Annotated in this window: 21 protein-coding genes; 12 read left to right on the forward strand and 9 right to left on the reverse strand. The window is 71.9% G+C overall.

The window, feature by feature from the left end:
* Positions 1-13: 13 nt before the first annotated feature.
* Positions 14-751, reverse strand: a complete 738-nt coding sequence (locus IE209_RS16310; protein ID WP_189688004.1) for a response regulator transcription factor — start codon at positions 749-751, stop codon at positions 14-16.
* Positions 752-850: 99 nt separating this feature from the next.
* Here IE209_RS16310 and IE209_RS16315 point away from each other — a divergent pair, with 99 nt between their 5' ends.
* The 5 genes from IE209_RS16315 to msrB all read left to right on the forward strand — a co-directional run bounded on the left by IE209_RS16315 (position 851) and on the right by msrB (position 3,915).
* Positions 851-1,486 carry a cytochrome b/b6 domain-containing protein gene (locus tag IE209_RS16315; RefSeq protein WP_189688005.1) on the forward strand — a complete coding sequence of 212 codons (636 nt, stop codon included), beginning with the start codon at positions 851-853 and terminating at the stop codon, positions 1,484-1,486.
* Positions 1,483-2,274 (forward strand): molybdopterin-dependent oxidoreductase, encoded by a 792-nt coding sequence (locus IE209_RS16320; protein WP_189688006.1) that lies wholly within the window; start codon positions 1,483-1,485, stop codon positions 2,272-2,274. The genes IE209_RS16315 and IE209_RS16320 overlap by 4 nt, the downstream gene beginning before the upstream one ends.
* A gap of 90 nt (positions 2,275-2,364) precedes the next feature.
* Entirely contained in the window at positions 2,365-2,586 is a 222-nt protein-coding gene (locus tag IE209_RS16325) for a pentapeptide MXKDX repeat protein (protein ID WP_189688007.1), read from the forward strand.
* A gap of 76 nt (positions 2,587-2,662) precedes the next feature.
* Positions 2,663-3,400 carry a peptide-methionine (S)-S-oxide reductase MsrA gene (gene msrA, locus IE209_RS16330; protein WP_189688008.1) on the forward strand — a complete coding sequence of 246 codons (738 nt, stop codon included), beginning with the start codon at positions 2,663-2,665 and terminating at the stop codon, positions 3,398-3,400.
* Complete coding sequence (gene msrB / locus IE209_RS16335; protein WP_189688009.1) at positions 3,397-3,915, forward strand: peptide-methionine (R)-S-oxide reductase MsrB; 519 nt, start codon at positions 3,397-3,399, stop codon at positions 3,913-3,915. Before msrA ends, msrB begins: the two co-directional genes overlap by 4 nt.
* A gap of 18 nt (positions 3,916-3,933) precedes the next feature.
* Here the strand turns inward: msrB and IE209_RS16340 are convergent, their stop codons facing one another.
* Positions 3,934-4,647: a response regulator transcription factor gene (locus tag IE209_RS16340; RefSeq protein ID WP_229882888.1), complete on the reverse strand. Its 714-nt coding sequence runs from the start codon at positions 4,645-4,647 to the stop codon at positions 3,934-3,936.
* Entirely contained in the window at positions 4,640-6,586 is a 1,947-nt protein-coding gene (locus IE209_RS16345) for a PAS-domain containing protein (protein ID WP_189688011.1), read from the reverse strand. Before IE209_RS16345 ends, IE209_RS16340 begins: the two co-directional genes overlap by 8 nt.
* Positions 6,587-6,754: 168 nt before the next feature.
* Here IE209_RS16345 and IE209_RS16350 point away from each other — a divergent pair, with 168 nt between their 5' ends.
* Genes IE209_RS16350 through IE209_RS16375 form a run of 6 tightly spaced genes read left to right on the forward strand, consistent with a single transcriptional unit; the run spans position 6,755 to position 13,851 of the window.
* Positions 6,755-8,398 carry an acyl-CoA synthetase gene (locus IE209_RS16350; protein WP_189688012.1) on the forward strand — a complete coding sequence of 548 codons (1,644 nt, stop codon included), beginning with the start codon at positions 6,755-6,757 and terminating at the stop codon, positions 8,396-8,398.
* A 17-nt stretch (positions 8,399-8,415) separates the two neighbouring features.
* Positions 8,416-9,783, forward strand: coding sequence for an MFS transporter (locus IE209_RS16355; RefSeq protein WP_189688013.1), 1,368 nt, complete (start codon positions 8,416-8,418; stop codon positions 9,781-9,783).
* A gap of 17 nt (positions 9,784-9,800) precedes the next feature.
* On the forward strand, positions 9,801-11,585 hold the full coding sequence (locus tag IE209_RS16360) for an acyl-CoA dehydrogenase (RefSeq protein ID WP_189688014.1): 1,785 nt from the start codon (positions 9,801-9,803) through the stop codon (positions 11,583-11,585).
* 9 nt (positions 11,586-11,594) lie between these two features.
* Positions 11,595-12,065, forward strand: a complete 471-nt coding sequence (locus IE209_RS16365) for a MaoC family dehydratase (RefSeq protein ID WP_189688015.1) — start codon at positions 11,595-11,597, stop codon at positions 12,063-12,065.
* Between the two features lie 17 nt (positions 12,066-12,082).
* Entirely contained in the window at positions 12,083-12,832 is a 750-nt protein-coding gene (locus tag IE209_RS16370) for an electron transfer flavoprotein subunit beta/FixA family protein (RefSeq protein ID WP_189688016.1), read from the forward strand.
* Between the two features lie 14 nt (positions 12,833-12,846).
* Complete coding sequence (locus IE209_RS16375; protein WP_189688017.1) at positions 12,847-13,851, forward strand: electron transfer flavoprotein subunit alpha/FixB family protein; 1,005 nt, start codon at positions 12,847-12,849, stop codon at positions 13,849-13,851.
* A 3-nt stretch (positions 13,852-13,854) separates the two neighbouring features.
* Here IE209_RS16375 and IE209_RS16380 read toward each other — a convergent pair whose 3' ends face one another.
* The 6 genes from IE209_RS16380 to IE209_RS16405 form a co-directional block, all read right to left on the reverse strand.
* Entirely contained in the window at positions 13,855-15,102 is a 1,248-nt protein-coding gene (locus IE209_RS16380; RefSeq protein WP_189688018.1) for an MFS transporter, read from the reverse strand.
* Positions 15,090-15,236 (reverse strand): hypothetical protein, encoded by a 147-nt coding sequence (locus IE209_RS16385; RefSeq protein ID WP_189688019.1) that lies wholly within the window; start codon positions 15,234-15,236, stop codon positions 15,090-15,092. Before IE209_RS16385 ends, IE209_RS16380 begins: the two co-directional genes overlap by 13 nt.
* 27 nt (positions 15,237-15,263) lie before the next feature.
* Positions 15,264-16,010: a hypothetical protein gene (locus IE209_RS16390; protein WP_189688020.1), complete on the reverse strand. Its 747-nt coding sequence runs from the start codon at positions 16,008-16,010 to the stop codon at positions 15,264-15,266.
* 144 nt (positions 16,011-16,154) lie between these two features.
* On the reverse strand, positions 16,155-17,285 hold the full coding sequence (locus tag IE209_RS16395) for an SLC13 family permease (protein ID WP_189688021.1): 1,131 nt from the start codon (positions 17,283-17,285) through the stop codon (positions 16,155-16,157).
* Between the two features lie 148 nt (positions 17,286-17,433).
* Positions 17,434-18,795, reverse strand: a complete 1,362-nt coding sequence (locus tag IE209_RS16400; RefSeq protein ID WP_189688022.1) for a sigma-54-dependent transcriptional regulator — start codon at positions 18,793-18,795, stop codon at positions 17,434-17,436.
* A complete protein-coding gene (locus IE209_RS16405; protein ID WP_229882889.1) occupies positions 18,780-20,195 on the reverse strand; it encodes a sensor histidine kinase in 1,416 nt (471 codons plus the stop codon). Before IE209_RS16405 ends, IE209_RS16400 begins: the two co-directional genes overlap by 16 nt.
* A gap of 185 nt (positions 20,196-20,380) precedes the next feature.
* On the opposite strand from IE209_RS16405, the gene IE209_RS16410 reads away from it, so the two are divergent.
* Entirely contained in the window at positions 20,381-22,657 is a 2,277-nt protein-coding gene (locus tag IE209_RS16410; RefSeq protein ID WP_189688024.1) for a 2OG-Fe(II) oxygenase, read from the forward strand.
* The last annotated feature ends 1 nt before the right edge of the window (position 22,658 follow it).

The following is a 22,658-nucleotide window of genomic DNA, read 5'->3' on the forward strand; positions in this document are numbered from 1 at the left end:
CCCGGCGCGGCGCTCACGCGGCCTCCCCCGCATCGGCGTCGCCCGCGACCAGCCGGTAGCCGCGGCCCCAGACCGTGAGGATGCGGCGCGGCTGCGCCGGGTCGGCCTCGATCTTGGTGCGCAGCCGGTTGATGTGGGTGTTGACGGTGTGCTCGTAGCCGTCGTGCTGGTAGCCCCAGACCTTGTTGAGCAGCTCCAGCCGCGAGAACACGCGGCCCGGGTGCCGCGCAAAGAAGTGCAGCAGGTCGAACTCGCGCGGCGTCAGCTCGATGGGTCTGCCTTCGACCTGCACCTCGCGCGTGACCGGGTCCAGGCCGACGGCGCCGACCTCCAGCCGGCCCGACTCCACGCGCGCGCTGCGCGCCATGGCCTCGCTGCGCCGCAGCAGCGCACGCACGCGCGCCACCAGTTCCAGCACCGAGAAGGGCTTGGCCAGGTAGTCGTCCGCCCCCAGCTCCAGGCCCAGGATGCGGTGCACCTCGCTGGAGCGCGCGCTGGTGATGATGATGGGCGTGTAGCGGCCCACACCGTGCTCGGCGCGCGCGGCGCGGCAGATCTCCAGCCCGTCCACGCCCGGCAGCATGAGGTCCAGCACCAGCGCGTCCCAGCGCCCGGCCTGCAGCGCACGCAGGCCGGCATGGCCATCGGCCGCATGCGTGACGGCATAGCCCTCGTCGGCCAGGTGCATGCGCATCAGCTCGGCGATGTGGGCATCGTCCTCGACGATCAGTACGCGCTTGGGGGTGTCCATGGGGCCTGGATTGTGGGACCAAGCGGCGCGGCGAGTTGTCACGATTAATTGAAGTTTCCGTGATGAAACGGCCAGCGCGTGCCGCCCACACTGCGCCCCATGCCGAAACACCTGCACCCCACCGACGGACCGGTCCACCCCGGCTGGCTGCGCGCCTGCCACTGGCTCAATGCGCTGGCGGTGCTGGTGCTGGTGGCCAGCGGCTGGCGCATCTACAACGCCGCGCCCGTCTTCCCGTTCGAGTTTCCCAAGGCACTGACGCTCGGCGGCTGGCTGGGCGGCGCGCTGCAATGGCACTTCGCGGCCATGTGGCTGCTGGCCGCCAACGGCCTCGTCTACCTGCTCCTGAACCTGGCCACCGGGCGCCTGGCGCGCAAGTTCTTCCCGCTGACGCCCGCCGGCATCTGGCGCGATCTGAAAGCGGCGTTGCGCGGCGCCCTGGCCCACGCCGACCCGCGCCACTACAACAGCGTGCAGCGCGCGGCCTACCTGTTCGTGTGGCTGGACACCGTGCTGCTGGTGCTGTCGGGCCTGGTGCTCTGGAAGTCGGTGCAGTTCGGCCTGCTGCGCGAGCTGCTGGGCGGCTACGAGTTCGCACGCCGCATCCACTTCGTCGCCATGGCGGGGCTGGCCGGCTTCGTCGCCGTGCACCTCGTGATGGTGGCCCTGGTGCCGCGCACGCTGCTGGCCATGCTGACCGGCCGCCACCACACCAACGCTCAGGAGGCCGCATGAAGATCTTCCGCCGTCCCGCGCTGCCGGGCATCGGTGCCGAGGCCGCCTTGGCCGAGGCCCGCCGCCTGCTCGGCCGGCGCATCGAACAGCCGGCACGCCGGGCCTTCCTGCAGCGCACGCTGACGCTGGGCGGCCTGTCCATGCTCACGGGCTGCAGCATCAGCGACAACGCGGGTGTGGAGGCTGCGCTGACCCGTGTCTCGCAATTCAACGACCGCGTGCAGGGCTGGATCTTCGACCCGAACCAGCTGGCGCCGACCTACCCGGAGTCCATGATCGCGCGGCCGTTTCCGTTCAACGCCTACTACGGCGAAGACGAGATCCGGCAGGTGGACGAAGCCAGCTGGCGGCTCGAAGTCACGGGCCTGGTGGCCGACAAGCGCCGCTGGACGCTGGCCGAGCTGCGTGCCATGCAGCAGACCGACCAGGTCACGCGCCACATCTGCGTGGAGGGCTGGAGCGCCATCGGCAAGTGGGGCGGCGTGCGTTTCTCCGACTTCCTGGCGCGCGTGGGCGCCGACACCAGCGCGAAGTTCATCGGTTTCAAGTGTGCCGACGACTACTTCACCAGCATCGACATGCCGACCGCGCTGCACCCGCAGACGCTGCTGGCGCTGAGCTGGGACGGCGCGCCGCTGCCGCCGAAGTACGGCTTTCCGGTGAAGCTGCGCATGCCCACCAAGCTGGGCTACAAGAACCCCAAACACATCCAGGCGATCTTCGTGACCAACACGAATCCTGGCGGCTACTGGGAAGACCAGGGCTACAACTGGTTCGGAGGCAGCTGAGGGCGACCGCCCCAGGTGCTTGCGACACGCCAGGCCGCGTTCATGGCGAACCGGCCCCATTCCCCACCAACGACCCCAAGGGACTCTGCAATGAACAAGCTCACCACCACCGTGCTGGCCGCCTTCCTGGCGATCGGCTCCGTCTCGGCCATGGCCGCCGACGAGATGAAGAAGGACTCCATGGCCAAGGACAGCATGGCCAAGGATGGGATGAAGAAGGATTCCATGGCCAAGGACGGCATGAAGAAGGACGGCATGGCCAAGGACGGCATGGCCAAGGACGGCATGAAGAAGGACGCGATGAAGCCCTGAGGCTGGTGCCGCTGCCCCGGGCTGGCGCACCATGATGCGCCGCCACTTCCAGGACCGACCCATCGACGAGGACCGCATGAAGACATCTGCCCCACCCCGGGCCCCCGCCCTGCCGCGCCGGGGCGCGCTCACGGCCATGGCGCTGCTGCTGGGCGGCGGCGTGCTGGCCTACAAGGCCCTGCCCGCACTGGCCGCCGAGAGCGCGGTCGCCATCCCCCCGCCTGCCGACACCGGCGCGGCGCCCACCGCCACCGCCGAGACGGCGGTGCTGGCCGGCGGCTGCTTCTGGGGTGTGCAGGGCGTGTTCCAGCATGTCAAGGGCGTCACCAGCGCGGTCTCGGGCTACGCCGGTGGCGACGCGCGCACGGCCAACTACGGGGCCATCGGCTCGGGCCGCACCGGCCACGCCGAGGCCGTGCGCATCACCTACGACCCGCGGCAGATCGGCTTCGGCCAGCTGCTGCAGATCTACTTCTCGGTGGTGCACGACCCGACCCAGCTGAACCGCCAGGGGCCGGACTTCGGCACGCAGTACCGCTCCACCGTGTTCGCGCAGAACGCCGAGCAGGCCCGCATCGCCAAGGCCTACATCGCCCAGCTCGACGCGGCCCGCAGCTTCGGCGCGCCCATCGCCACCACCATCGAGATGGACAAGCCCTTCTACGCGGCCGAGGCCTACCACCAGGACTACATGACGCTGCACCCGAGCCAGCCCTACATCGCGATCCACGATCTGCCCAAACGCGAGAACCTCAAACGCGTCTTCCCTGCGCTGTACCGCGACAAGCCGGTGCTGGTTGGCACCGGCGCATGAACTGGAGAACCCTCTTGGACCACGCCCGCAGAACCCTGCTCCGCACCCTGGGCGGCAGCGCCGCGCTGGCCGTTGGCTGGCAGCTTACGCCCACTGCGCGCGCCGCAAAAACCTACGCCGTGACGCGTACCGACGCCGAGTGGAAGGCCCAGCTCACGCCCGCGCAGTACCAGGTCCTGCGCCAGGCCGGCACCGAGCGGCCCTTCTCCAGCCCGCTCAACCACGAGAAGCGTGCCGGCACCTTCGCCTGCGCGGGCTGCCAGCAGCCCCTGTTCTCCTCCACCACCAAGTTCGACAGCGGCACGGGCTGGCCCAGCTTCTGGCAGGCCCTGCCCGAGGCGGTGGAGAAGAAAAGCGACCGCAGCTGGGGCATGGTGCGCGACGAGACCCTGTGCGCGCGCTGCGGCGGCCACCTGGGCCATGTGTTCGACGACGGCCCCAAGCCGACCGGGCTGCGCTATTGCATGAACGGCCTGGCGCTGACCTTCACGCCAGGAGCCGCCCCTGCGGTTTGACGACCGCGGCATGCACGCTCAGTACCACTCCACCGCCCCCAACAGCATGTAGCCCACGCCGTGCACGGTCTTGATGATGCGCGGGCGCTGCGGGTCCAGCTCCAGGCGGCGGCGCAGCTTGGCGATGCGCACGTCGATGCTGCGCTCGGGCAGGTCCAGCTCCGGTGTGCCCGTGAGCTGCTCGCGGCCCAGGATCTGGTTGGGCTGGCGCAGCAGGGCCTGCAGCACCAGGTTCTCCGCCGTGCCCAGCAACTGCTCGCGGCCGTCGGGGCCGCGCAGCACACCGGCGGCGCAGTCCAGGTTCCAGCCGGCGAACCGGGCCTGGCGGCGCGGCTCCTGCGCCGCACCTGGCGCACTGCCGCGCCGGCGCAGGATGCTGCGCACGCGTGCCACCAGTTCGCGCGGCTCGAAGGGCTTGACCACGTAGTCGTCGCCGCCGCCCTCCAGTCCCATCACGCGGTCGGCCGTGTGGCCGCGCCCGGTCAGGATCAGCAGGCCGCAGTCGGGCCGGCGCGCGATCTCGTGCACCAGGTCCAGCCCGTCCATGTCGGGCAGGCCCAGGTCGACGATGCACAGCGCCGGCCGGCCGGCGCGCAGGAAGCGCTGGGCCGAGGCGCCGTCGCGGAACACCTCGGCCCGAAAGCCGAAGCCCTCCAGCGCCAGCAGCACCACGCGCACGACCTCGGGGTCGTCCTCGACCAGCACCACCTGGGGGGCGTCCGTCTCAGACACCGGGCAGTTCCTGCAGGAAGCGCGCCAGTTCGCGCTGGGTGAAGGGCTTGGGCAACAGCGGCCAGCCGGCGTCCTCGGCCGTGGCCGCGGCGGGGGCATAGCCGCTCATGAGCGCCACGCGCGGCACGCCGGCCGCGCGGGCCTGGCGGGCCACGGCGCGGCCGTCCACCTCGCCCGGCATCACCACGTCGGACAGCACCAGCGCGATGCCCTGGGCATGGCCCAGGATCTCCAGCGCCTCCGCACCGCTCTCGGCCTGCAGCACCGCGTAGCCCAGGTCCACCAGCGCGCGGCACACCACCTGGCGCACCTCGGCGTCGTCTTCCACGAGCAAGGCCAGGGCCTGCGCGGCGATGCGGCCAGGCGCTGCCTCGGCCGCCCGGGCGGGCGCGGCGGGCTGCCCGGCCAGCGGCAGCCACAGCGACACCGTGGTGCCCAGCCCCGGTCTGCTCGCCAGGTCGATGCCGCCGCCGGACTGGCGCACGAAGCCGTAGACCATGGCCAGGCCCAGGCCCGTGCCCGCGCCCGGCCGCTTGGTCGTGAAGAAGGGCTCGAAGACATGGGCGCGCGTGGCCGCGTCCATGCCGTGGCCGTCGTCGTGCAGGTCCACGCGCACATAGCGGCCGGGCGCGGCCTGCAGCTCGGCGGCACGGGCCGCGTCCAGCGTGGCCGCGGCCGCGCACAGGCGCACCCGGGTGGCGCGCGCGTCGCGGGCGTTCAGCACCAGGTTGACCAGCGCGTCCTGCAGCCGGTGCGAGTCGACCCAGGCGTCGGGCGCGCCGTCGGCTTCGATGGCAATGGCCAGTTCGCGCGGCAAGGCGCTGCGCAGCAGGCGTGCCACGGCGTCGGCCAGCGCCGCCACGTCGGTCGCCTGCGCCTGCAGCGGCTGGCGCCGCGCGAAGCCCAGCAGTGAGCGGATCAGCCCGGTGCCGCGCCCGGCGGCGGCCAGCGTCGGTTCCAGGAACTCGGCCGCCGCCGCGCCGCCGATGCCGCGCTCGCGCATCGCGCCCAGGTTGCCGACGATCACGGTCAGCATGTTGTTGAAATCGTGCGCGATGCCGCTGGTCAGCTGGCCCAGCGCCTCCATCTTCTCGGTGTGCGCGAGCCGCTCCTGCGCGCGGCGCAGCTCCGACACGTCGAAGGTCAGCTCGAAGCAGCCGACCACCGTGCCGTCGGCCGCCTTCTCGGGAATCAGCGTGGTGCGGGCCGTGCGCACGCGGCCGTCGACGCAGCGCGCCTCGTATTCGAAGCTGACCGGCTCGCCGTCGAATGCCCGCGCGACGTTGGGCCGGATGCTGTCGTAGACGGCGTCGCCCAGGTACTGGCGCGCGCTGATGGCGTCCAGCCGCTGCGGGTCCAGGCCGAACCACTCGACATAGCCGCGGTTGATGTAGCGGTAGGCCTTGCGCGCGTCGAAGTAGGCGATCAGCGCGGGCAGCGAGTCGGTGATCAGCCGCATCTGCGCCTCGGACAGCCGCAGCTCGCTGGTGCGCTCGGCCACGCGGCGCTCCAGTTCGGCGGCGTGCTCGCGGATCTGCCGCTCGGCCTGGCGCTGGGCCGTCACGTCCGAGTACAGCGTGATGAAACCCACACCAGGCACCGGCCTGCCGCTCACCTGCAGCACCTGGCCGTCGGGGCGCGTTCGCTCGAAGGCGTGGGCCTCGAAGCGCCGGGCCTGGGCCACGCGCTCGGCCACCTGGGCCTCGACATCGCCGGGGCCATAGTCGCCGCGCTCGGCGTTGTAGCGGATGAAGGACGCGAACGGCGCGCCCGCGTGCAGCATGGCCGGCGGAAAATCCAGCAGCCGCCCGAAGGCGGCGTTCCACGCCACCAGGCGCAGCTGCTCGTCCATCAGCGTGAAGCCCTGGTCGATCAGGTCCAGGGCGGCCTGCAGCGAGGCGTAGCGCTGCAGGCGTTCGGTGGCGTCGATGGTCGTCATGTAGGTCAAAAATTCTAGGCGCCCGACCGTTGGCCGGGGGCGGGGTGCAACAGCGCTGCGAACGGCGCAATCATTGGTCACATTCGCTGCCAGAGCCGGAAAAACTGCTGTTCCATCCTTCGTCCAGGCGCCGCTGCGACCACCGCACGGGCCACCTGGAGGAGACCGATGGACCGACCCAACCCCTATGCCCAGGGCCTGGACAGAAACGCCGCGAACTTCGTGGCCCTGTCGCCGCTGAGCTTTCTCGAGCGCGCCGCCGCCGTCTATCCGCAGCGCCGCGCCATCGTCTACGGCGAGCGCGTGCAGGACTGGCGCACGACCTATGCGCGCTGCCGCCGCCTGGCCAGCGCGCTGGCCGGCCTGGGCGTGCGCAGCGGCGACACGGTGGCCGTGATGCTGCCCAACGTGCCGGCCATGTTCGAGGCGCACTTCGGCGTGCCCATGGCCGGCGCGGTGCTCAACACGCTGAACACCCGGCTCGATGCCGAGGCCATCGCATTCCAGCTGCAGCACGGCGAGGCGCGCGTGCTGCTGACCGACCGCGAGTTCGCCAGCGTGGTCGGCCCGGCGCTGCAGCGGCTGGGCGGGCAGCGGCCGCTGGTGGTCGAGGTCGAGGACGACAGCGCACCTGGGGGCGCGCGGCTCGGCGAGATCGGCTACGAGCAGCTGCTGCAGCGCGGCGACCCGGACTTCGCCTGGCAGTTGCCGGCCGACGAGTGGGACGCGATCGCGCTGAACTACACCTCGGGCACCACCGGCAACCCCAAGGGCGTGGTCACGCACCACCGCGGCGCCTACCTGAACGCGGCCAACAACGTGATCGCCTGGAGCCTGCCGCACCACCCGGTGTACCTGTGGACGCTGCCGATGTTCCACTGCAACGGCTGGTGCTTCCCCTGGACCATGGCGCTGGTCGCCGGCACCAGCGTGTGCCTGCGCCGCGTGGACCCCGCCCTCATCTGGCCGCTGGTGCGGCGCGAGCGCGTGACCCACATGTGCGGCGCACCCATCGTCTACAGCATGCTGATCAACGCGCCGGCCGAACTGCGCGCGGGGCTGGCGCAGCCGCTGCAGGGCCTGATCGCCGGTGCCGCGCCGCCGGCCGCGGTGATCGAGGGCTGCGAGGCCGCCGGCATCGCGCTGACCCATGTGTACGGCCTGACCGAGGTCTACGGCCCCGGCGCCGTCTGCGCCAAGCAGGAGGAATGGCTGGCGCTGCCAGCCGACGAGCAGGCGCGGCTCAACGGCCGCCAGGGCGTGGCCTACCCACTGCAGCAGGCCGTGGCGGTGCTGGACCCGCTGACGCTGCAGCCCGTGCCGGCCGACGGCGAGACCATGGGCGAGATCTTCTTCCGCGGCAACGTGGTCATGAAGGGCTACCTCAAGAACCCCGAGGCCACGGCCGAAGCCTTCGCGGGCGGCTGGTTCCACACCGGCGACCTGGCCGTGCTGCACCCCGACGGGTACGTGAAGATCAAGGACCGCAGCAAGGACATCATCATCAGCGGCGGCGAGAACATCAGCTCCATCGAGCTGGAGGACGTGCTGCACCGCCATCCCGCCGTGCTGCTGGCCGCCGTGGTGGCCCTGCCCGACGCCAAATGGGGCGAGGTGCCCTGCGCCTTCGTCGAACCCAAGCCCGGCGCGCAGCTGGACGAGGCCGTGCTGCTGGCCTTCTGCCGCGAACACCTCGCGCGCTTCAAGGTGCCCAAGCGCATCGTGCTCGGCGAGGTGCCCCGCACCTCCACCGGCAAGGTGCAGAAGTTCCTGCTGCGCGAGCGCATGCAGTCCGCCAGCGCCATCGAATGACCCCAGGAGACAAGAACATGCGCAACATCGACGTGCACCAGGTGGCCGACGCGGCCCGCTTCAACCGCTTCCACGCCAGGGTGCTGCTGTGGTGCCTGGCCATCATCATCATCGACGGCTACGACATCGCCGTGGCCGGCGCGGCCCTGCCGGCCATCATGCAGCAGATGGGCGTGACGGCCTCCACCGCCGGCTTCATGGCCAGCTCTGCGCTGTTCGGCATGATGTTCGGCGCGGTGTTCCTGGGCACGCTGTCCGACCGCATCGGCCGGCGCCCCACCATCGCCATCTGCGTGTTCCTGTTCAGCGTGTTCACCGCGGCGGCGGGCTTCACGAGCGACCCCGTCACGTTCAGCGTCATGCGCTTCATCGCCGGCCTGGGCATCGGCGGCGTGATGCCCAACATCGTGGCGCAGATGACGGAGTACGCGCCCAGGAAGATCCGCAGCCTGCTGACCACCGCCATGTTCTCCGGCTACGCGCTGGGCGGCATCCTGGCCGCGGTGCTGGGCAAGCAGCTGATCGGCGAGTACGGCTGGCAGGCCGTGTTCATCGCGGCCGGCGCGCCGGTGGTGCTGCTGCCCTTCATCCTCAAGACCATGCCGGAGTCGCTGGCCTTCCTGAGTTCGCGCGCCGACAAGGCGCCGCTGCGCGAGGTGCTCAACCGCATGCAGCCCGGCCTGCACCTGACGGCAGACGACCGGCTCGTGGTGGCGCACAAGGACGTGGCCCAGGGCGCCTCCATGGCGCGGCTGTTCCAGGACGGCCGCGGCCTGAGCACGGTGATGTTCTGGATCGCCTTCTTCACCGGCCTGTTCATGATCTATGCGCTGTCCAGCTGGCTGACCAAGCTGATGGCCATGTCGGGCTACAGCCTGGGCTCGGCGCTGTCCTTCGTGATCGCGCTGAACCTGGGCGCCATGGTGGGCGCCATCGGCGGCGGCTGGCTGGCCGACCGCTTCCACATCAAGTGGGTGCTGGTGGGCATGTACGCGCTGGGCGGCGTGTTCCTGTACCTCATGACCTACAAGAGTTCGACCGAGGTGCTGTACTTCGTCATCGCGATGGTGGGCGCCTGCTCCACCGGCGCGCAGATCGTGGCCTACGCCTACTGCGGCCAGTACTACCCGATGGCGATCCGCTCCACCGGCATCGGCATGGCGGCCGGCATCGGCCGGCTCGGCGCCATCGCCGCGCCGCTGCTGATCGGGCTCATCGTCGCGCTGAACCTACCGCTGGAGCAGAACTTCCTGGTCATCGGCGCCGCCGGCGTGATCGGTGCGCTGGCCCTGGCCTTCATCGACCACGGCCGCTCCGATTCGGTGGCCGCCCCCGCAACCGCGCCGCAGGCCGCACCGTCCATCGGTGCCGGCGTGCGCGCCTGAACCCGAGGAACCGCACCATGTCCACCTACACCGCGCCACTGCGCGACATGCTGTTCGCCATGCGCGAAGTCGGCGGCCTGGACGCCGTCTGCGCCCTGCCCGGCCACGAGGACACCACGCCCGACCTGGTCGAGGCCATCCTGGAGGAAGCCGCGCGCTACGCCGGCGACGTGCTGGACCCGCTGAACCGCCAGGGCGACACCCAGGGCGCGCGCTGGCAGGACGGCGCCGTGCGCGCGGCCGACGGCTTCGCCGCCGCCTACGCGAGCTTCTGCGACAACGGCTGGCACGGCATGCCGGCCGCCACGGCCTGGGGCGGCCAGGGCCTGCCCACGCTGGTCTCCACCGCCGTGCTGGAGATGTGGAAGTCCTCCAACATGGCCTTCAGCCTGTGCCAGATGCTGACGCTGGGCGCGGTCGAGGCCATCGCCCACCACGGCAGCCCCGAACTGCAGCGGCGCTTTCTGCCCCACATGGTGGCGGGCCGCTGGACCGGCACCATGAACCTGACCGAGCCGCAGGCCGGCTCCGACCTGGCGGCACTGCGCAGCCGGGCCGTGCCCGAGGGTGACCACTACCGCGTGTTCGGCAGCAAGATCTTCATCACCTGGGGCGAGCACGACATGGCCGAGAACATCGTGCACCTGGTGCTGGCCCGCCTGCCCGATGCGCCGCCCGGCGTGAAAGGCATCTCGCTGTTCCTGTGCCCCAAGTTCCTGGTCGAGGCCGACGGCACGCTGGGCGCGCGCAACGACCTGGCCTGCACGTCCATCGAGCACAAGCTGGGCATCCACGGCAGCCCCACGGCCTCGATGGGCTTCGGCGAGAAGGACGGCGCCATCGGCTACCTGGTCGGCGCGCCGCACCAGGGCCTGGCCTGCATGTTCACGATGATGAACCACGCGCGGCTCAACGTCGGCCTGGAAGGCGTGGGCATCTCCGAGCGCGCCTGGCAGCATGCGCGCGCCTACGCGCTGGAGCGCGTGCAGGGCAAGACGCTGCGCGCCGGCAGCGGCACCATCGCCGGCCACCCCGACGTGCGCCGCATGCTGATGGACATGAAGGCCCGCACCGAGGCCATGCGCGCCCTGGCCTACTTCTGCGCGGGCCAGATGGACCGCGCTGCGCGCCATGCCGACGCGGGCGAGCGCACCTGCGCACGCACGCTCGTGGACCTGCTGATCCCCATCGTCAAGGGCTGGTGCACCGACAACGCGCTGCACATCGCCTCGGACGGCGTGCAGGTGCACGGCGGCATGGGCTATGTGGAGGAGACCGGCGCCGCGCAGTACCTGCGCGATGCCCGCATCACCACCATCTACGAGGGCACGACCGGCATCCAGGCCAACGACCTGGTCGGCCGCAAGCTGGCGCGCGACGGCGGCCAGGCCATGGCGGCACTGGTCGAACGCATGGACGCCGACGCGCGCCGGCTGGTGGAATCGCAGGACGCCGCGCTGACGCAGATCGGCCACGCCTTGCACAGCGCCACCGCCACGCTGGAAGACGGCGTGCGCTGGATGCTGGAGAACCACCAGGCCCATCCGGCCCGCAGCGCGGCCGGTGCCGTGCCCTTCCTGCGCCTGGCCGGCACCGTGGTGGGCGGCTGGCTGTCGGCCCGCATGGCCGAGGCCGCCACCGCGCAACTGGCCGCGGGCAGCAGCGACAGCGCCTTCCTGCAGGCCAAGGTGGCCACGGCGCGCCACTTCGTCACGCACTGGCTGGTGCAGGCGCCGGCATTGCGCGACATGGTGGTGGCCGGCGCGGACAGCACGCTGGCGCTGGACGACGCCCAACTCTGAGGAGCCGCCATGAATGCCATGAACGGCCACGACATCGAGGACCTGCGCCCCGGCATGAGCGCCACCTTCTCCAAGACCATCACCGAGGCCGACATCGTGCTGTTCGCCGGTGTCTCGGGCGACAACAACGCCGTGCACATCAACGAGGAGTTCGCGGCCGGCACGCCGTTCGGCGGGCGCATCGCGCACGGCTTCCTGACGGCCAGCGTGATCTCGGCCGCCGTGGCCAACCGCCTGCCCGGCCCAGGCACGGTGTACCTGGGGCAGCAGATGCGCTTTCTCGCGCCGGTGCGGCCGGGCGACACCGTGCACGCCTGCGTGAGCGTGGTGTCGGTGGACGTGCCGCGCGCACGGGCCGTGCTTTCCACGGTCTGCCGCGTCGGTGGCAAGGTCGTCATCGACGGCGAGGCCACGGTGATGACCAGCTCCATGGCCCGGCGCCAGGCCCGGCCCCCGCAAGCAGCCGCCGTGGCGGCCTGAACAGACAAGGAACAGACATGAAGGTTCTCGTGTGCGCCAAGCGCGTGGTCGACTACAACGTCAAGGTCCGCGTGAAGTCCGACGGCAGCGGTGTGGACATCGCCAACGTCAAGATGAGCATGAACCCGTTCGACGAGATCGCCGTCGAAGAGGCCGTGCGTCTGAAGGAAAAGGGCGTGGTCACCGAGGTGATCGCCGTCTCCTGCGGCGTGCAGCAGTGCCAGGAGACCCTGCGCACCGCCATGGCCATCGGCGCCGACCGCGCCATCCTCGTGCAGACCGATGCCGAGCTGCAGCCCCTGGCCGTGGCCAAGCTGCTCAAGGCCCTGGTCGACAAGGAACAGCCCGGCCTGGTGATCCTGGGCAAGCAGGCCATCGACGACGACGCCAACCAGACCGGCCAGATGCTGGCGGCCCTGGCCGACCTGCCGCAGGCCACCTTCGCGAGCAAGGTCGAAGTCGCTGGTGACAAGGTCAAGGTCACGCGCGAGGTCGACGGCGGCCTGGAGACGCTGGAGCTGTCCACGCCCGCGGTCGTGACCACCGACCTGCGCCTGAACGAGCCGCGCTACGTGACGCTGCCCAACATCATGAAGGCCAAGAAGAAGCAGCTGGACACCGTGACCCCGGCCGATCTGGGCGTGGACGTGGCCAGCAAGCTCAAGACGCTGAAGGTCAGCGAGCCGCCCAAGCGCTCGGCCGGCATCAAGGTGCCCGACGTGGCCACGCTGGTCGCCAAGCTCAAGACCGAAGCCAAGGTCATCTGAAGGAGAACAAGAACATGTCCATCCTCGTCATCGCAGAACACGACAACGCCTCCGTCAAGAGCGCGACCCTGAACACCGTGACCGCCGCGCTCGCCTGCGGCGGTGATGTCCATGTGCTGGTCGCCGGTGAGAACGCCGGCGAGGCCGCCAAGGCCGCCGCGCAGATCGCTGGCGTCGCCAAGGTGCTGCACGCCGACGGCGCCGGCTTGGGCCACGGCCTGGCCGAGAACGTGGCCGCCCAGGTGCTGGCCATCGCATCGAACTACAGCCACATCCTGTTCCCGGCCACGGCCAGCGGCAAGAACATCGCGCCGCGCGTGGCCGCCAAGCTGGACGTGTGCCAGATCAGCGACATCACCAAGGTGATTCCTTCCGCCCCTGGGCCTTCGGCCGTCCCCCAAGGGGAGCAGGCGAGCTCGGGAGCGGCCCAGCGTTCGCCTGGCCCCGACACCTTCGAGCGCCCGATCTACGCCGGCAACGCGATCGCCACCGTGCAGAGCGGCGATGCGGTGAAGGTCATCACCGTGCGCGGCACAGGCTTCGACGCCGCCGCTGCCACGGGTGGCTCGGCCGCCGTGGAAAGCCTGGCAGCCGTGGCCGACAGCGGCAAGAGCAGCTTCGTGGGTGCCGAGCTGGCCAAGAGCGAGCGCCCCGAGCTGACCGCCGCCAAGATCATCGTCTCCGGCGGCCGTGCCCTCGGAAGCGCGGAGAAGTTCACCGAAGTCATGACCCCGCTGGCCGACAAGCTGGGCGCGGCCATCGGCGCAAGCCGCGCGGCGGTGGATGCAGGCTACGCCCCGAACGACCTGCAGGTCGGCCAGACCGGCAAGATCGTGGCGCCGCAGCTGTACATCGCGGCCGGCATCTCGGGTGCGATCCAGCACCTGGCCGGCATGAAGGACAGCAAGGTCATCGTGGCGATCAACAAGGACCCCGAGGCACCGATCTTCTCGGTGGCCGACTACGGCCTGGAGGCGGACCTGTTCCACGCCGTGCCGGGGCTCGTCGCCGCGCTGTAGCCCTCACGCGGTGGCCGGCAGCACGCTGCGCCGGCCGCCCTGCTGCGCCGCCCAGAACAGCGGCAGCGCCAGCAGCGCCGCTCCCGCCAACACCACGAAGGCGGTGCCGAAACGCAGCTGCGGCCCGACCACCCAGTTCGCCACGCCGGGGCTCAGCGCCGCGCCCACGCCTTGCAGCGCCATGACGAAGCCCAGCGCAGTGTTGAAGCGCCCGCTGCCCGCGCTGTAGCGCTGCACCAGCAGCGGCGTGGCCACGCCCATCGCGCCGGCCGCCAGGCCGTCCAGCACCTGCACGGGGATGTTGTTCCAGGCACTCGTGAACGCGTAGGCCAGCAGGCCGCGCAGCGGCAGCACGAGGATGGCGGCGTAGACGAACCAGGCGATGTCGAACCGCCGGCTGCGCGAGACCCACAGCGCCACCGGCACCATGGTGGCCTGCGCCACCACGATGGCGATGCCCGTCCACAGCAGCGGTGCCGAATCCGCCACGGTGGCGGCCAGCCTCTGGTTCAGCATGGGCAGCATGGCGGCATTGCCCAGGTGGAACAGCGCGCAGGCCAGCGCGAACAGCAGCAGCGGCCGGTTGCGCAGCAGCGCGTTGACGCCGCCGGCATCGGGGTCGTCGGCCGCGCGCGGCGCCGCATCGGACGATTCGTCGCCCCGGGCTGCGGCGTGGTCGATGTCCGCCGCGCGGATGGCGCCCACGGACAGCAGCATGCCCGCGGCCATGGCCGCCATGACGGCCAGGATCCAGGGCGCGCCGAACCAGTGCGCGGCCAGGCCCGCCGCCACGGCCGACAGCATGTTGCCGGCGTGGCTGAAGGCCTCGTTGCGGCCTATCTGGTGCTTGAAGCCGTCGGCCCGCGCCAGACCCAGCGTGAGCCCGGCCATGGTCGCACCCAGCACGGCCCCGGCGATGCCGGTGACGACCTGCGAAGCGACCAGCAGCGACGGCGAGAGTGTGGTGAAGGCCAGCGCGCTGGCGAGCGTGACGGCCAGCGCCGCCACCAGCGTCATCGCGCGCTTGGCCTGGCTGTTGTCGACCCAGGCGCCGGCCAGCGGTGTCATGGCGACGGCGGCCAGGCCACCGGCCGTCATGGTGGCGCCGATCAGTTCCTGGCGCAGCCCGCTCTCCTGCAGGTAGGTGGCGAGGAACGGCCCCAGGCCGTCGCGCACATCGGCCATGAAGAAGGCCAGCCAGGTCAGGGCCAGCAGCGAGGTGCTGGACGCGCTGGAAGTCACGCCGTGCATGGCCGCGTCAGCCCTGCGCTGGTGATCAGCAAGCCCTGGACGCCGCCCCTGGGGCTGTGGACGGGGTGCTGGAAGCGGCCTTCGACGGACCAGATGTGGTCGTCGGCGGCATGGTGGGGTTGGGCACGGGGCATGGTGTTCTCGGGGCGGATCGTGGGGCTTCACGAAGCAGGCGGCGCCGGCGGCAGCGGCTCGCGGGCCACGGGCGCGGGCGGCAGGGGGCCGCGCGGGCCGCCTTTGGGGCCGGGCCCGCCCGCGGGGCCGGCGAACAGCTCCTGCATGGACTCGGCCGTCGGCCCCATGGCCGTGGCCTCCAGCGCCATGCCCTGCGCGCTGCGGCTGCCCCAGCCGCGCGCGTTCAGCGGCATGCCGGGCTGCAGCCAGGCCATGAGCACCGCACCGACATGCGGTGGAAAGCGAACGATGCTGCCGCCGTCGAGCAGCACGCCGTTGGCGTCGCCCCGGCCGCTGTAGAGCACGCGCGCCACGCGCCCGCTGGCGCTCATGGCCGTGAGTGCACCCGGCTCACGGGGCGTACGGGCACCCGGTGCGGGCGGCGTGTCTTCCAGGCTGCGGCCGCCGGCGGTGATGCGGGTGGCACGCAGCACCGGCAGGCCCGGCGCCCGCCAGCCGCTGACCTGCACGCTGTCGCCGGGCCTGGCGGCCTGCAGCAGCCCGGCCGAGAGATGGGGCGGGAACGCCACCTGCGTGCCGTCGGCCAGCAGGAAGCCGTCGACCTCGCCGTTGGGATTGACCAGCCACTGCTGCAGGCGGCCGGTGCTGGTGGGCGCGTTGGACTGGGCCGCAGCCCAGGGATGCACGACAGGCGGCTGGGGCGCCGGCTGGGCGAACGCTGTGGCGCCGATCAGCAGCGTGGCGAGGACGAGGGGACGGTGAAGCGGTCGCATGGCAAGACTCCTGGTGGGGATGTCTTGTGCATCTCAAGCCGCGTGCCAGCGCGTCCTTCCTTCAAAAACAAGGACTTGCGAATGCCCTGCCGGCCCGGCCTGGATGCCGGCGGGACAGGGCCTGTCCGCTTTGGGGACAGGCTCTCAGCCCAGGCGCAGCAGCGCGGCCGACGCCGCGCACACCAGCAGGAACGGGATGCTGATGCGGTGGAATTCGCGCAGACCGTCCGGCAGGCGCGCGAGCCGCAGCGCGATCAGGTTGGCGAGCGAGCCCAGCACGCAGCCGAAGCCGCCCACGCTCACGCCAGCAGCCAGGGCCGGCAGGTCGCGCACCGTGCCGTCCAGCAGGATGGTGGCGGGCACGTTGCTGATGACCTGCGAGGCCAGGATGGCCGCCAGGTAGGCGCGCCAGCCCTCGGCGATGGGCCACTGCTGCAGCAGCGCGGCGACGGCCGGCAGCTCGGCCACCTGGCGCAGCACCACGAACATTAGCGCGATGGTGGCGAGCAGTGCCCAGTCCACGCCTTTGAGCACGCGCGGCGCGGCCAGCAGGAACACGCCGTAGACCAGGGCCAGGCCCGGCAGCAACCAATGCCGGTCCAGCGCCACGACGAAGGCCACGAACAGCACGGCCGCCATGGCCAGCAGGCGCGGTTGCACGGGCTGCGTCCCGGCGGCGGGCTTGAGCGCGATGGGCGTGCGCGGCACCAGCCACCAGGCCGCTGCGAACAGCCAGAACAGCATCACGGCCACGGTGGGGCCCATCATGCCCATGAAGCCCACGAAGCTCTCGCCCGAGCGGTGCCACAGGTACAGGTTCTGCGGGTTGCCGATGGGCGTGAGGGCCGAGCCCGCGTTCACCGCCAGCGCCTGCAGCACCACCAGCCGGGCCAGCGGCAGGTGCGCCTGCGTGGCCAGCACGCGCGTGAGCGGAACCAGCAGGAACAGGCTCACGTCGTTGGTGATCAGGGCCGACAGCAGCGCGGCCGCCGCCGTCAGCAGCAGCCCCAGGCCGCGCAAGGTGTGCACGCGCGCGAGCAAGCGCTGGGCCGTGGCCTGCAGCATGCCGCTGCGCTCCACGGCCTGGGTGACGGCGAGCAGCCCGGCCAGCGCGCCGATGGTCTGCCAGTCCACGAGCGCCAGCGTGGCCATGGGCGCACGCGGATGCCACACGGCGAACATGGCGGCCAGGGCCAGCAGGATCCAGAGCAGCGTGTTGCCGGCCGGTGCATCGGCGGTGGTCGAGGGCGGGGAAGCGGAAGAAGCGTCGGACATGGTCAATGAAATGGGCGCATGGCAGTGCAAGCCCGGGATGATTCGATTTCCGTGCCAGCCGGCCGGCCTGGCAGATCAAGGACTTGGCGCAGGGCCGGTGGGCATGGTGGATGCATGGCGGACAGCCGTGTGTCTGCGAAACGGACGCTCATTCCAGGCCGTACTGCGCCATCTTGCGGTACAGCAGCTGCCGATGGATGCCCAGCGCGCGCGCCGCCTCGGCCCGGTTGCCCTGGCTGCGCGCGAGCGCGTGGGCGATCAATTGGCGTTCCAGCCGCTCCACCGCCTCGGGCAGGCTGGCCTGCAGCCAGTCGGCCGGCAGCGCGGCGGCGTTCTCGGCCGCCACGGGCGCGGCGCCATCGAGCCCCAGGTCGGCGGCGTCGAGCACGCGGTGTCGCACCAGGGCCTGGCAGCGCTCCATGAGGTTGCGCAGTTCGCGCACGTTGCCGGGCCAGCGCTGGCGCACCAGGGCCTGGGCGGCGCAGGCCGACAAGGCCTTGGGCGCCCCGCCCTCCTGCCGCGCCGCGGCGCGGCGCAGGAAGTGCTCGGCCAGCGGAATGATGTCGGCCAGGCGCTCGCGCAGCGGCGGCAGCCGCACGGTCAGCACGTCGAGCCGGTAGAACAGGTCTTCGCGGAAGCTGCCCTCGCGCACGGCCTGGGCCAGGTCGCGGTGGGTGGCGGCGACCACGCGCACATCCACCTTGTGCGTGCGGTGGCCGCCCAGCGGCGTGACCTCGCCCTCCTGCAGCACGCGCAGGATCTTGGCCTGCACGCCGGCGGCCATGTCGCCGATCTCGTCGAGCAGCAGCACGCCGCCGTCCGCCGCGCGGAAGCAGCCGGGCCGGTCGGACGTGGCGCCCGTGAAGGCGCCGCGCACGTGGCCGAACAGCTCGCTTTCGAGCAGTTCCTTGGGAATGGCGGCGCAATTGATGGCTACGAAGGGGCCGCCGGCCCGGTCCGAATGGCGGTGCAGCGCGCGCGCCACCATCTCCTTGCCGCTGCCGGTCTCGCCGAGCACCAGGACGGGCGCCGCGCTGGCGGCGGCCAGGCCGATGCGCTTGTGCACCTCGCGCATGGCCTCGCTGGGGCCGACGAGTTCGTCATCCTCGCTGTCCGGCGCGGTGGCGGGCACGGCTTGCAGCGCATCGGCGCTGCGCAGCGCGCGGGCCAGGACCTCGGCCACGTCCTGCCGCTTGATGGGCTTGGCCAGGTGGTCGAAGGCGCCCAGGCGCATGGCCTCGATGGTGTTGCCGCTGCTGGCGTAGGCCGTCAGCACGACGACCGGCGGCAGATGCGCAAGCCGCGCGCGCAGCGCGGCCAGCACCTGCAGCCCGTCCATGCCGGGCATGCGGTGGTCCAGGAACACGGCGGCGAAACGGCTGCGCGCGGCCAGCGCCAGCGCCTGCTCGCCGCCGGCGGCCTGGGCCGGCTCGTGGCCCAGGCCCTGCAATGTCTCGGCCAGGGTTTCGCGGAAGGCATCGTCGTCGTCGACGATCAGCAGGCGTGCCATGGCATCTCCAATTCGAAGCGCGCACCGGGCGTGCGGGCCACATGGCGCAACTCGCCACCGTGGGCCAGCGCCACCTCGCGCGCCAGCGCCAGGCCCAGGCCGGTGCCATCGGCGCGGCCGGTGGCGAAGGGCTCGAACAGCTGGGGCAGCAGCGCCTCGGGCACGCCGGGGCCGGCGTCGTCCACGGCGATCAGCAGCGTGCCGGCGGGCGTGCGCCGGGCCGAGAGCTGCACCGCGCTGCCGGCGGGTGCGTGGCGCAGCGCGTTGTCCAGCAGGTTGTCGACCGCGCGCGCCAGGTGCACGGGATCGAAGCGGGCCGCGCCCGGCGCAGTGCATTCCAGCACCAGCCGCACGCCACCTTGGGCCGCTTGGCGCTCCACGCCGGCCAGCCGCTCGGCCAGCCAGGGCTGCAGGTCCACGCACTGAGGCGCCAGCTGCACGGGCTGCACCAGCGCGATCAGGCTTTGCACCAGGCCGTCGAGCCGGTCGATCTGGCCGACGATGGCCTCTAGCGCCTCGCCGTGGCGCGCAGGCGCGGCGGCCAGCGCGTTCTCGGCCTTGAGCCGCATGGCGGCGATGGGGTTGCGGATCTCGTGCGCGATGCCACCCGTCATGCGGCCCAGCGCGGCCAGGCGCTGGTCGCGGCTGCGTTGCTGCGCGGCCTGCTGCAGCTGCGCGCGGGCCTGTTCGAAGCGGGCGCGGTAGCGGTTGAAGCTGTCGACGATGCGGTCCAGTTCCAGCACGCCGGTGCGCGCGAGTTCCGGCACATGCTCGCCGTCGGCCTGCACGAGCTGGGCTTCCAGCTGCGCCACATGGCGCATGCCGCGGCGCAGGATCAGGCCCAGCCAGACGGCCGAGACCAGCACCACGGCCAGCAGCACGGCCAGGCCCGTGTACAGGCTGCCGAGCGCGGCCAGCGCACCAGCGTGCGTGCGCGTCATGGTCCAGGCGGCCAGGTCCTGGGCCGGCGCGGCCAGCGGGCAGGCCGCGACGATCAGCGCCTCGCGGCTGCCGCGCAGCACGTCGGCCTGCGGCTGCTGGGTGCGGGCGGCGCGCTGCGCGAGTTCCACGATCAATGGCTGTTCTGCCTCGGGCACGTCGCGCTTGACACCGCTGCCCTCGTAGGTGGGATAGGCGTAGGCCAGCATGCCGCCCCGGGCCTGCCAGATGCCGCCCTCCACATGCGGCGCCTCGCGCAGCACGAGTTGCAGCAGCACCTGCAGCAGGTCCAGCTGTGGCGCGGCGGCCACCGGTGCCGGCACGGACTGCGCGTAGCGCGCGGCGATGGCGCGGCAGGACTGCTCGGCCACGGCGCGCGCGGCCTCGACCTGGGCGCCGGCGCTGCTGCGGTACATCACCACCATGGCCACCGCGAGCGCGGCGCACAGGACGGCAAGCAAGGCAGCGAAGAGGCTGAGCTGAAAACGCAGTGAGCGCATGGAGCGTGGACGACCGCGGCCATGCGCCGCGTGGGGGCGGATGATCGCATGCGGTACCTGCTGCTGCCGGTCGGCGCAGGGCCCGTCCTGCGGACGCCACGGTCTGGGCCCCACGACAATGCCGGACCGCCAACCGCCTTCCCGCCATGGACAACCCGCTTTCACCCATCCTGCAGGCGCTGCACGACATGCCAAGTGCGTTCAGCGGCGTGCGGGGCAAGACCCGTCGAACCGCGGCACCCGGCTTCAGCGCCGAGGGCAGCCTGGCCCTGGACGCGCTCGCCGTGGAAGTGCGCAAGCTGGGGCCGCTCGCACAGCCGCTCGATGCCGCATCGGCCCAGGCCTTGCACGCAGCCTGCGCACCGGCACCGTACGGGCGGCGCGAGCGCACGCAGGTCGACAAGACCGTGCGCGACACCGGCCAGATCGACGCCCACGCCCTGACGCTGCACTGGCGCAAGGGCGCCCTGCCCCGGCTGCTGGCCGATGCAGCGAGCCGGCTCGGCCTGGGGCCTTTGCAGGCCCATGCGCACAAGCTGCTGGTCTATGGCCCGGGACAGTTCTTCAAGCCCCACCAGGACACCGAGAAGCACCCCGGCATGGTGGCGACCCTGGTGCTGGTCTGGCCATCGGCCCACATCGGCGGCACGCTGCAGGTGCGCCATGGCGATGCGCAGGCGCAGTTCGCCTCGCAGCACCTGCAGGCCGGCGGCCTGCGCTGGTTCGCCTTCTATGCCGACTGCCGGCACGAGGTGCTGCCCGTCTCCGAAGGCTGGCGCGTGGTGCTGACGCTGGACCTGGTGCTGCAGCCCACTGCGCTGGACGCGGCACCGCCACAGGCGCGCGCGCCCGTGGTGGAAGCGTTGACGCGACTCTTCGCGCCATCGGCCGACACCCGGCCCTGGATGTTTCTGCTGGAGCACGAGTACACGGAGCATGGGCTGCGCTGGGGCCTGCTCAAGGGCGAGGACCGTTTGCACGTCCAGGCCTTGCGCGCCGCAGCGCAGGCGCTGGGGCTGCGCATGCACCTCGCACTCGCGGAGATCCACGAGAGCTGGACCGCGGTGCAGCGGCCCGGGCGGCGCGGGCGCGCCGAGGCACCGGAGGCGGACGAATTGATCGACGAGGGCATGGTGCTGGACTTCTGGGTCGACGCCGACGACCAGCCCCAGCGCGGCCGCACGCTCGCCGTGCCGCTGGACCGCGCCGAAGGCTTCGCCGACACCGGCGAGCGCTACCTCGTCGACGAGGAGTACGAAGGCTACATGGGCAACTACGGCGAGACGCTGGACTTCTGGTACCGGCGCGCGGCCCTGGTGCTGCAGACGCCGGCAGCCGCAGAGGCCAGCCGCTTCGTCACCGACTTCGACGCGGCGTTGGCCGACGCACTGGCACTGGCCCGCCGCCCCGGCAGCGGCGTGGCGTTGGGCCGCCTGCTGGCCGCCGCCATGCCGGCGTTGCAGTCCGCCTGCCGCGCGCAGGGGCGTGCGCTGTTCCAGGCCTGCGCGGAGCTGGCCTGCGCCGTGCCCGCTGCAGCGCAGGCGCGCAGCCTGTGCGAGGGCTTCGCGTGGGCCGCCCTGCAGTCCGAGGATGCACCCGCCCTGGCCCGGCTGGAGGCCTGCCGTGGCACCGACTGGGTGCTTGCGCTGCTGCAGGAGGCCTGGGCGCCGGTACCGCGGGCGACCTGGTGGAGGCATTCGGATGCCGGATCGCCTGCCCCGACGTTCTGGCCGGCGCCCTTGCCCGCCTTCCTCGCTGCCTGTGACGCCGCGGGCACCACGCCGGCCCTGCGCGCAGCCATGGTCGCGCATGGGCTCGCGCTGCTGGTGCGCGCCGACGCCCCGGTCGGCAATGCCAGCCCGCGCGAGCGGCAGGGCCTGCTGGCCGCCAGACTGGCGGCGGTGTGCGAACTGGTGCAGGCCCTGCAACCCTGGACCCAAAGTGCCACCAGCCTGCAGCTGCAGCTGCTTGGCCATGTCGCCAAACACCCCTCGCTCTACCCGCTGCGCGCGCTCACGGCGTTGTGGAAGTTGCTGCCGCGGGGCCGGGCGGCCGCGCCCGAGATCGACAGCCTGCGCGAAGCGGCGCGGCAGGCGCTCAAGCAGGCCCTGGGCCGCGCGGAGCCGGGCGCGGACGACCACAGCCTGGGCGCCTTCGAGATCGAATGGACCTGCCGTTGCGCCGATTGCAGCCCGGTGATCCGCTGGGCCGCCAGCGCGTCCGCCCAGCCCCTGGCGCTGGCCATGGCCGAGCAACGCCGGACCCATGTGCAACTAAGGCTGGAGGCCGCGGCCGCGCCCATCGCTGCCACGACACTGCGCGAAGGCTCGCCCTACAAGCTGGTGCTCAGCAAACCCAAGGACCTGCCGGCGCGGCGGGCCCGGCAACGGGCCACGTGGCAGCAGGCGCTGGCGGACCTGTAGG

It is taken from the genome of Pseudorhodoferax aquiterrae, from assembly GCF_014652235.1.
Lineage (GTDB): Bacteria > Pseudomonadota > Gammaproteobacteria > Burkholderiales > Burkholderiaceae_C > Pseudorhodoferax > Pseudorhodoferax aquiterrae.